This is a genomic window from Mycobacterium sp. 94-17, from assembly GCF_035617725.1.
Taxonomy (GTDB): domain Bacteria; phylum Actinomycetota; class Actinomycetes; order Mycobacteriales; family Mycobacteriaceae; genus Mycobacterium.
Window position 1 is genome coordinate 1 of the sequence record NZ_JAPIYN010000032.1, and the last position, 11,507, is coordinate 11,507.

General features: G+C 68.0%; 3 protein-coding genes. 2 read left to right on the forward strand and 1 reads right to left on the reverse strand.

Translation table 11 applies throughout. From position 1 onward, the window contains the following. Together OQ789_RS24820 and OQ789_RS24825 are read left to right on the forward strand one after the other, a co-directional pair. On the forward strand, window positions 1-8,496 hold an 8,496-nt coding region (locus OQ789_RS24820), incomplete at its 5' end, for a non-ribosomal peptide synthetase (RefSeq protein ID WP_324688942.1). Window positions 8,497-8,739: 243 nt separating this feature from the next. Further along, window positions 8,740-9,645 (forward strand): sulfotransferase family protein, encoded by a 906-nt coding sequence (locus tag OQ789_RS24825; RefSeq protein WP_324688963.1) that lies wholly within the window; start codon window positions 8,740-8,742, stop codon window positions 9,643-9,645. A 25-nt stretch (window positions 9,646-9,670) separates the two neighbouring features. Here OQ789_RS24825 and OQ789_RS24830 read toward each other — a convergent pair whose 3' ends face one another. Next, on the reverse strand, window positions 9,671-11,326 hold the full coding sequence (locus OQ789_RS24830) for a GMC family oxidoreductase (protein WP_324688944.1): 1,656 nt from the start codon (window positions 11,324-11,326) through the stop codon (window positions 9,671-9,673). Window positions 11,327-11,507 lie beyond the last annotated feature (181 nt).

Here is an 11,507-nt window from a genome sequence, read left to right on the forward strand (position 1 = left end):
GAGCGTCCGGCGGTGGTGCCGTTGTCGTTTGCGCAGAATCGGTTGTGGTTTATCGACCAGTTGCAGGGGCCCTCGGCGATTTACAACATGGCGGTGGCCTTGCGCTTGCAGGGCCACCTAGACGTCGAGGCGCTGGGCCAAGCATTGGCCGATGTGGTGGGCCGTCATGAGAGCCTGCGGACGCTGTTCCCCGCGATTGACGGAACGCCCCGGCAGTTGGTCGTGGCGGTCGAGCACGCAGAGCTGAATTGGAACGTCATGGATGCCGCAGACTGGGCCGAGCGGCAACTTGCTCAGGCGATCGACGCGGTGGTGCGTGATCCGTTTGACCTCGCGGCCGAGATTCCTTTGCGGGCACGGCTTTTCCGGGTCAGTGCCGATGAGCATGTGTTGGTGGCGGTGGTGCATCATATCGCCGCGGACGGGTGGTCGATCACGCCGTTGGTGCGGGATTTGGGGGTGGCCTATGCCGCCCGGTGTGCCGGGCGGGCTCCGGGGTGGGCGCCGTTGCCGGTGCAGTATGCCGATTACACGTTGTGGCAGCGTGCGCAGTTGGGGGATTTGGCGGATAGCGGCAGTGCGATTGCCGGGCAGGTGGCGTATTGGGAGCAGGCGCTGGCGGGGATGCCCGAGCGGGTGGCGTTGCCCACCGATCGGCCCTACCCGTTGGTGTCGGATCATCGCGGGGCCAAGGTGGCGGTGGACTGGCCGGCCGAGTTGCAGCAGCGGATCGCGCGGGTGGCAAGGGAACACAACGCGACCAGCTTCATGATGGTCCAGGCCGCGCTGGCGCTGTTGTTGGGCAAGATCAGCGCCGGCCGCGATGTGGCGGTGGGATTCTCGATCGCCGGGCGCGGTGACCCCGCACTCGATGACCTGGTGGGCTTTTTCGTGAACACGTTGGTGTTGCGGGTCGACCTGAGCGAAGACCCCAGCGTCGCCGAACTGCTGACCCAGGTGCGGGCCCGCAGCCTGGCCGCCTACGAACACCAGGACGTGCCCTTCGAAGTGCTGGTCGAGCGGCTCAACCCGGTCCGCAGCCTGACCCATCACCCGCTGATCCAAGTGATGCTGGCCTGGCAGAACTTCGCCGGCCAGGACAGTAGCCGGGCCACCGGCTTGGCTTTGGGTGATCTGGAGGTCACGCCGCTGGCGGCCGACACCCAGACGGCCCGCATGGACTTGGTGTTCGACCTCGCGGAGCGGTGGACCGAGGCGGGCGAGCCGGCCGGGATCGGTGGGGTGGTCGAGTTCCGCACCGACGTGTTCGACGCGACCACCATCGAGACCCTGATCGACCGTCTGCAGCGGATATTGCAGGCGATGACGGCGGATCCGGCCCGGGAACTGTCCTCGATCGATGTGCTCGACGATGCCGAGCACGCCCGGCTGGATCGGTGGGGGAACCGGGCGGTGGCGACCCACCCCGTGACCGGGGTGTCGATTCCCGCGGTGTTCGCCGAACAGGTCGCGCGCAATCCCGAGGCGATCGCGATCAGCTGCGATGGCCAGTCGATGACCTACCGGCAGCTCGATGAGACCGCGAACCGGTTGGCGCACCTGCTGATTGAACACGGGGTGCGGGCCGGGCAGCGGGTCGCGTTGGTGTTGCCGCGCTCGGCCGAGGCGATCGTGGCGATGTTGGGGGTGCTCAAGACTGGGGCCGCCTATGTCCCAATCGATCCCACGCAGCCCGATGCGCGGCTCGAGTTCGTGGTGAGCGATGCCGTTCCGGCGGCGGTGCTCACCAGCGCCCGGTTGCGTCCGCGGGTGGACGGGTGCGAGCTGCTGGTGCTCGATGTCGATGACCCGCGCCTGCTCGACTATCCGTGCACCCCGCTGCCGGCGCCCGGCGCCGAGGAGGTCGCATACCTGATTTACACCTCGGGCACGACGGGGGTGCCGAAGGGGGTGGCGGTTGCGCATGGGAATGTGACGCGGTTGTTGCGGGCGTTGGGTGCGCAGGTGCCGGCGGCGGGGGTGTGGGCGCAGTGTCATTCGTTGGCGTTTGATTTTTCGGTGTGGGAGGTGTTTGGGGCGCTGCTGGGTGGGGGCCGGTTGGTGGTGGTTCCCGACGCGGTGGTGCGTTCCCCCGAGGAGTTGCACGCGGTGTTGGTGGCCGAGCGGGTCACTGTGTTGAGTCAGACCCCGTCGGCGTTTGACGCTTTGGCGGCCGCGGACGCGCTGTCTGTCGCGCAGGGCGGGCAACTGCGGTTGGAGACGGTGGTGTTCGGCGGGGAGGCGCTGCAACCCCAGCGTCTGGGGGCGTGGCTGCAGCGGCATCCGGGATCGCCCCGGCTGCTCAATATGTATGGGATTACCGAGACCACGGTGCATGCCTCGGTACGCGAGATCCTCCCCGGCGATATCGACAGCCCGGTGAGCCCGATCGGGGTGCCGTTGGAGCATCTCGGGTTCTTCGTGCTCGATGGGTGGTTGTGCCCGGTGCCGGTCGGGGTGGTCGGCGAGTTGTATGTGGCCGGCAGTGCGTTGGCGTATGGGTATGTGGGCCGGGCCGGGCTGACGGCGTCGCGGTTTGTGGCGTGCCCGTTCGCCGGGACCGGGGCGCGGATGTATCGGACCGGGGACCTGGTGTCCTGGAACGGCGACGGGCAGCTGGTGTATGTGGGCCGCGCCGATGAGCAGGTCAAGATCCGCGGCTATCGCATCGAGTTGGGTGAGGTGCAGGCGGCGCTGGCCGGGCTCGAGGGTGTGCAGCAGGCGGTGGTGGTCGCCCGCGAGGACCGCCCCGGCGATAAGCGTCTGGTCGGCTACATCACCGGGACGGCCGATCCGGCGACGGTGCGCGGCGGACTGGCCGAGCGGTTGCCGGCCTATATGGTGCCCGCCGCGGTGGTGGTGGTGGATGCGCTGCCGTTGACGGTCAACGGCAAACTCGACACCCGCGCGCTGCCGGCCCCGGAGTACGGCGATGCCGGGAAGTATCGGGCCCCGGACGGCCTGATCGAGGAGGTGCTGGCCGGGATCTATGCCCAGGTGTTGGGTGTGGAGCGGGTCGGGGCCGATGACTCGTTCTTCGAACTGGGCGGGGACAGCATCCTGTCGATGCAGGTGGTCGCGCGGGCGCGGGCCGCGGGTTTGACGTGTCGGCCGCGCGACATTTTTGTGGAGCAGACGGTGGCCCGGCTGGCCCGGGTGGTCAAGGTGGCCGACGGCGACGCGGGTCCGGCCGATGACGGGGTCGGGGCGGTGGCGGCGACCCCGATCATGGGGTGGCTGCACGCCTTAGAGGGCCCGACCGATCAGTTCAACCAGACCATGGTGGTCCAGGCCCCGGCCGGGGTGGGCGGGCCCGAGGTGGCGGTGGTGCTGCAGGCGCTGCTGGATCGCCACGCCATGCTGCGGGCCCGCCTCAACGACGGGTCTAAGGGCTGGTCGTTGCACGTGCCCGAGCCGGGATCGGTGGACGCGCGCGAGTGCCTGTACAGCGTGGACGCCATGTCCGATGCGGCGCTGGTCGAAGCACGGGAGCGGCTCAACCCGGCGGCCGGGGTGATGGTCAGCGCGCTGTGGGTGAGCGGCAGCGCCCAGTTGGTGTTGATCATCCACCACCTGGCCGTGGATGGGGTGTCGTGGCGAATCCTGTTGGAAGACCTCAACATCGCCTGGGCCCAGCATCGCCACGGGCAGCCGATCGCGCTGCCGGCGCCGGGGACGTCGTTTGCCCGCTGGTCGGGGCTGCTGGCCGAACACGCGCGCCGCCCCGAGGTGACAGAGCAGGCCGAAACCTGGCGGCAGGTCGCGGCGACCCCACCCGCTGTGCCGGCACCGCAAGCCCGAGTGGATACCGCTGTCAGCGCGGGGCATGTGTCGATGGCGTTGGAGGTCGAGACGACCCGGACGCTGCTCGGTGCGGTGCCCGCGGCGTTTCACGCCGGGATCCACGACATTATGGTGATCGCGTTCGGGATGGCGGTGGCGGAGTTCGTGGCCGCCGGGGACACCCCGGTCGCTATTGATGTGGAGGGCCACGGCCGTGAGGAGGAGCTGGCCGCCGGGCTGGATTTGACCCGCACGGTGGGCTGGTTCACCGCGAAATACCCGGTGGCGCTGGCCCTGAGCGGGCTGGACTGGGCGCAGGTGCGCGCAGGCGCCCCGGCGCTGGGCGCGATTATCAAGGACGCCAAGGAGCAACTGCGGGCCCTGCCCGACCCGTTCACTTATGGGTTGCTGCGCTATCTGAACCCCGATGTCGAGCTGGGCGGGTCGGATCCGGTGCTCGGGTTCAACTACCTGGGCCGGCTGGGCGCGGCGGCCACCGAACTCTCCGAGGATTTGTGGCAGCTCAGCCCGGAGGGGCTGGAGTTGACCGGGGCGACCGCGGCGATCCCGATGCCGTTGGCGCACACCGTGGAACTCAACGCGGCCACCGCCGACACCAATGAGGGCCCGGTGCTGCACGCCAACTGGACGTGGGCACCCTCGGTGCTCGGCCGCGCCGACGTCGAGCGGTTGGGCCGGTTGTGGTTTGAGGCGCTGGCCGGGATCTGCGCGCACGTCAACACAGGTGGGGGCGGATTGACCCCGTCCGACGTTGCCCCGGCCCGGCTCACCCAGGCTCAGCTCGACGACCTGTCCGCGCAGTACGACATCGCCGATGTGTTGCCGCTGACCCCGTTGCAGCAAGGGCTGCTCTTCCACGCCAACACCTCCCAGGGTGTCGGCACCGACGTGTATGCGGTGCAGCTGGACTTCACCATCACCGGGCCCCTCGAGGCGGACCGGCTGCGCGAGGCGGTGCGCACCGTGGTGGCGCGGCATCCGCACCTGGCGGCGCGGTTCAGCGCCCGGTTCGACGAACCGGTCCAGGTCATCCCGGCCGACCCGGTAGCACCCTGGCGCTATGTCGACCTCGCCGACGACACCGACATCGAGGAGCAGATCCAGCGGGTGCGCGCGGCCGAACGCGCCGCGGTCTGCGACCTCGCCCACCAGTCGGCGTTGCGGGCCGCCGTCATCCGCACCGGCGCAGACCGATACCGGTTTGTGCTCACCAACCACCACATCGTGCTCGACGGCTGGTCGACGCCGATCCTGCTGGGTGAGATCTTTGCCGGCTACTACGGCCACCAGCTGCCCGCGCCCGCGCCGTATCGCGGATTCATCGACTGGCTGGCCACGCGAGACCATGCAGCCGCAGCCGCGGCCTGGGGTGAGGTGCTGGCCGGTTTCGACACCCCCACCCTGATCGGCCCCCCGCAACGGTTGGGGCTTGGTCCGCAAGGCGTCGCGTCGCTGGCGGTCTCCGCGCAGACCACCCGGGCGCTGACGGAATTGGCCCGCGCGCACCACACCACGATCAACATCGTGCTGCAGGCCGCCTTCGCCCAGCTGCTGTGCGCGATCACCGGCCATCACGACGTGGCTTTCGGCACCGCGGTCTCCGGGCGGCCCGCTGAGGTCGTCGGCGCCGACTCGATGGTGGGCCTGCTGATCAACACCGTGCCGGTGCGGGCCCGAATCAGCCCGAACGCCACCACCACCGAGCTGCTCGACCAGCTGCAGCGCACCCACAACCACACCCTCGAGCACCACCACCTCGCGCTCAGCGAGATCCACCGCGTCGCCGGTCACGACCAGCTCTTCGACACCCTGTTCGTCTACGAGAACTATCCGGTCGACACCACCGCCCTGGCCGCCGAGCACGACGTGGCCATCACCGAATTCACCGTGCACCAATCGACCCACTACCCGCTCGTGGTGGTGGCCGGGCCCGGCGAGGAGCTGAGCCTGCGGGTGGAATACGACACCGACGTGTTCGGCGCGGGCGACATCGCGGTGTTGATGGCGCGGCTGCAAACGGTGCTGGTGGCCATGACCGCCGGTCCCAACCGGCCGGCGTCGTCCGTCGATGTGCTCGACGCCGCCGAGCACGCCAGCCTGCAACGCTGGGGCAATCGGGCCGTATTGTCAAGGCCCGCAATCATTTCCGCGTCCATCCCGGCGTTGTTCGCCGCGCAGGCCGCCCGAGCGCCGCAGGCGGTGGCACTGAGCTGCGGCCGGCACTCGTGGACCTATCGCGAGCTGAATGAGGCCGCCGATCGGTGGGCGCACCTGCTGGCCGATCACGGGGCGGGCCCGGGCCGGCGGGTGGCGCTGCTGCTGCCCCGGTCGGGCGAGGCGATCGTGGCGATGCTGGCGGTGCTCAAGACCGGGGCGGCCTATGTGCCCGTCGACCCGGCGCAGCCGGTGGCCCGGATGCAGTTCATGCTCACCGACGCCGCGCCGGTCATGGCGATCACCACCGCGGACCTCTGCTCGCGGCTGGATGAGCACGAGTTGCTGATCCTCGATATCGAAGACCCTCGCGTCGAGACCTACCCGTGCACGCCGTTGCCGGCTCCGGCGGCCGACGACATCGCTTACGTCATCTACACCTCGGGCACCACTGGGGCGCCCAAAGGCGTTGCCATCACACACCATAACGTCACTCAGCTGCTGGACTCCCTTGACGCCGAGCTCGGGCCCGGCCAGGTGTGGACCCAGTGCCATTCGCTGGCGTTCGACTTCTCGGTCTGGGAGACCTTCGGGGCGCTGCTCGGCGGCGGACGGCTCGTGGTGGTGCCCGACGCCGTGGTCCGCTCCGCGGAGGACCTGCACGCGTTGCTGGTCGCCGAGCAGGTCAGCGTGTTGAGCCAGACCCCGTCGGCGTTTTATGCGCTGCAAGCCGCCGACGCGATGGCACCCGACGCGGGAGATCAGCTCAAGCTGGAGACCGTGGTGTTCGGCGGGGAAGCGCTGGAGCCCCACCGCCTGGGGATGTGGCTGGAAAAGCATTGGGGCGCACCGCGACTGATCAACATGTATGGCATCACCGAGACCACGGTGCACGCCTCGATCCGCAGGATCACTGACGGCGACGTGGACAGGCCCGTCAGCCCGATCGGGGTGCCGTTGGCCCATCTCGGCTTCTTTGCGCTGGACGGGTGGCTGCGTCCGGTGCCGGCCGGGGTGGTCGGGGAGCTGTATGTGGCCGGCGACGGTCTGGCCGCCGGGTATGTTGGCCGGGCGGGATTGACGGCGTCGCGGTTTGTGGCGTGCCCATTTGGCGGCCTTGGCACACGGATGTATCGCACCGGGGACCTGGTGTCGTGGGGCGCCGACGGGCAGCTGGCCTATGTGGGGCGGGCCGACGAGCAGGTCAAGATCCGCGGGTATCGCATCGAGCTGGGTGAGGTGCAGGCGGCGCTGGCCGGGCTGGACGGGGTCACGCAGGCGGTGGTGGTCGCCCGCGAGGACCGTCCCGGCGACAAACGCCTGGTCGGCTACGTGACCGGGACCGTCGACGCGGCCCAGGCGCGCACCGCGTTGGCCGAGCGGCTGCCGGGCTACATGGTGCCGGCCGCGGTGATGACCGTGGAAGCGCTGCCCTTGACGGTCAACGGCAAACTGGACACGCGCGCCCTGCCGGCGCCGGAATATCGGGATGGGGATCGGTACTGCGCGCCGGCCAACACCGTCGAGGGATTGCTCGCCGACATCTACGCCAACGTCCTCGGGCTGGACCGGGTCGGGGTCGAGGACTCGTTCTTCGAATTGGGTGGGGATTCACTATTGGCGATGCGCCTGGTTGCGGTGATCAATAAGACGTTGGGCACCCAGGTTGCGGTGCGCACGCTATTTCATTCGCCGTCGGTGCGCGGCCTGAGTCAACAATTGGGCAAGCACGATAGCGCGGTGGAATTGGTTCCCGTCGAGATCCTCAAGGAGGGCACGGGCATTCCCCTGTGCTGTATTCATGAAGGAAATGGGCAAAGCTACGCGTATCGGCGTCTGATCGATTATTTGGATGGCCCGATTATCGGTGTCAACCAAATGCCGCAAGAGGGCGAAGCCGAAATCGGATCGATTCGCGACATGGCGAAGATCTACGCGGATCGGCTCCGGGCCGTGTATCCGGACGGGCCCTACAACCTGCTCGGCTGGTCTTTCGGCGGTCCCGTCGCCCACGAGCTGGCCATCGAGCTTCGCCGACGCGGGTGTGCCGTCGATCGACTCGTGCTGCTGGACCCGGTGCTCGATGCCACTGGCGCTGAGGGAAGCCACACCGTCGAAGACGACGATCAAGGCGAGCGCCGGCTGCTGGAACTATTCTTGCGGACTGCGCGTATCGATATCCCGGAACACTTCGGGCCGCTTACCTACCGGACGGCGGAAGAGTTGATTCGGCAACGCAGCGGGGTGGTGGAGTATGTCCTTCCCCCCCGGGCAATCTTTGAATTCGCGGTTCGAAATCACAACGCCAACCGCAAATATCTCCGGGAGCATGTGCCCGATGTGTTCGACGGCGATATGGTCATATTCGCCGCCGCGCGCCGGGAGGACGAAACCCGTTCAACGGATCCGGAGAATTGGCGGCCTTATGTTGCCGGTGAGATAATTGTGCACGCGGTCGATTGCCGGCACGACGACATGATGAACACCGAAGCGCTCGAAATGTACGGTCGACAGCTCAAACTTTCATTGGACGCTTGAGGGGGTTCTAGCAGGGAATTTCCCGGGCTCGACGGTCGACCCGGCAACGAGCAAATCCCTATAATCCGATGCGGTCTTGCGTAAGCTCTGGTGGGTTCTGCGCATGACGATCGGAAGGATTGCCTGGAGATGAACTTCACCGGGGGGACGAGCAAGCAGGCCGAGCGTGCCGGCACCTGTCGCCCGCAAGATTCCGCCGGTTCCCGCACCCCGACAAGGCCGGTCATTCTGTTTGTCCTGGGCATCGGGCGGTCCGGAACGTCGGCGCTCACGCGGGTCATGTCCCTGTGCGGTGCCGCGCTTCCCGCCGGGATGGTCGGCGCCAGCCGGCACAATCCGCGTGGTTTTTGGGAGCCGCGCAACACCCTCCATCTCAACGCGACGATTCTGCGTCGCCACGGCAGCCCGGGATTCGACCCGTCGCTGCGCCTCCTGGAGGAAGGCGCGTTCAGTGCCGGAGACCGGGCCGGCTACATCCGCAAGATCCGCGCATTGCTCGATCGGCTGCCGCACGCGCCGGTCGTGGTGATCAAGGACCCGCAGATCACGGTGCTGTCGGACATGTGGTTCGAGGCGGCGCGTCTGGCCGGGTTGGACGCGACGGCCGTGATCGCGGTGCGTCACCCACACGAGGTCATCGCGTCGCAGGCGGCCACGGGTCCGACCTCGCCGGAGCTCACGAGCGCGCTGTGGCTGAAATACAACCTGTTGGCCGAGAGGCAGACGCGCGATTTGCCGCGAGTGTTCGTCGAGTACACCAATCTGCTCGAAGACTGGCGCCGGGAGATGAGCCGCATTTCCGCAGCGCTCTCGATCGACCTCAACAACCCTGATGAGGGTGCCATCGCGGAGTTTCTCACGCCGGATTTTCGGCGCCAGCGACACTCCGGCGCGGTGACCGACCGCTTCGGCACCGCCTGGATGTCCACGGTGTACGAGGCGCTGGGCCGGGCCGCGCGCGACGAACCGTGGGATCAGGCCAGGCTGGATGGCATTTTCGAGGCGTATCGGGCGTGCGAGCACGATTTCCGGACGGCGTTCGACAACTGCAACGCGTACTCCAACCAGGTGCTTTTCCGTCCGTCTATCAAGAAGCTGGCGATGGAGGCCGCCGCGCTGGCGCACCGGCGCAGCGGGACGTGGGCCTAGCCCGGATTCGACGGCGCCCGCGGCGTCATCCGACGCATTGCCGCGTGGAGAAGTGCGCCTCGTTCAGGTGCGCGGCCACGCGCAGGGCGTTTGCCGCGATCGTCAGGCTGGGATTCAGCCCGGTGCTGGACGGGAAGAAGGACGCGTCGACGACGTAGAGGTTGTCCACGGTATGTGCCCGGTTTTGTGGGTTGAGAACGCTGGTGTCGGGGTCGGTGCCGAAGCGGCACGTGCCGCAGGCGTGGGCGAGGGCCGTGTTGTTGTCGGCGCTGCGCCGGATGACTTTGTGAAACGGCTTCAGAGCCTGAGTCACCTGCTGCGCGAAGACGGCGCGGCGTTCGATCTCGCTGGCGTGCAGACGGTAGTGGATCTGCATCCGCTGGCGGCCGTCCGGGCTTGGCCGGTCGCTGGGTAGGACGCGGTTGTCCAGGTAGGGCAGGTCTTCCATGATCGCCGCCAGCGTCTGTCCGCCGCTGAAGAACCGCTGGTGGATCCGGCGGTGCGCCGGGTGCATCAGGCGCAGCGCTTTCGGCCACCAACCGGGGCGGTTGTTCATCATCTCGATGGGGGGCACCGGCCCGAATGACTGCACGGTGCCGTACTTTTGGCCGTCCATGAAGTAGAAGTCGTTGAGCCCGATTTCCTTGGTGTCGGTCACGACCGTCCGGTCGCGTGGCGGCCAGATCTTGTACGAGGCGGCCAGATGGCGCATCAGGTTGCGTCCTACCAAGTCCGAGTCGTTGGCCAGGCCGTGCGGCCACTCGACCGAACGGGAATTGAGTAACAGCGCCGGGGTCGCCAGCGCACCGGCGGCGAGCACCACCACCTTGGCCCGCAGGGCCAGGGTGGTGGAGTGATGCTCGCAGATCACCCGCCGGACCTGGGTGCGGTTCGCGTCGAGGCGCACCACCCGGCATTCCGACAGCAGGTGGGCGCCGTGCCGGGTGACGGCGGGCAAGACGCAGTTGCGGGCGGCGTCGTTCTTGCACGACCGGGGGCACAGGTAGAGCTGACAGGTCGTGCAACCGTCGGTGTAGTCGCAGGCCATCGGCAGGTGGTACGGATGCAGTCCGCGGGCTGCCAGATAGTCGACCAGCGGCTGGTTTTCCGCTGAAAACGGTGGTGCCGCAGGCAAATTGACCTCGGCGGCCTCGGGCCGCAGGGGATCGGGCTGGCCGCGGACCCCCAGCAGTTTCTCGGCCGAGGCATACCAGGGCCGCATCTGGTCGTAGGTGACCGGCCACGCATCCGGCACGGTGGAGTCGCCGGGGTCGCGGAAGTTTTCCCGGGGAGTGAAATCGCGGGCGAAGAAGCGCTCGCAGACCATGCCGAAGATCGCCGACGACCCGCCCGTCCCGCTGCCGAGGAACGGCACGAACCGTCGCGTGAAACGCCCACTGGCGTCTTCGATTTCGTCGGTGGACCGTCCGGCCCGGGCCAGGGCGTCGTAGTAGGCCTCGGCGGAACGGCCCGCCCGCGGCTCGGCCAGTTCCGGTATCGCGGCGCGGATCGTCCCGGACGCTCCGGGCAGTGTGGAGCGCCCCTTTTCGACGAACAGCACCGTGCGGCCTGCCCGCGCCAGCGAGTAGCCCAGTGCCGCGCCGCCCATGCCGGCGCCCACGACGATCACGTCCCAGACGATGCGCTCTGCCTCGCGCGCCGTCAGCTCGTGGTCAGGCAATCGGGTTCCTCAGCGGATGATGTCCAAAGCTTTCGCGGGTATAGGCGACGCAGAACGTACCACCAGCCGCCGGAGACCGTGGTGGTCAACCGTGGGGCGCCCGTGATGGCCAAATACCGACTCGACTCACTATGGTGTCTTTCCCATACTTATGGTATGCATAGTCTGGGGATTGAATGAG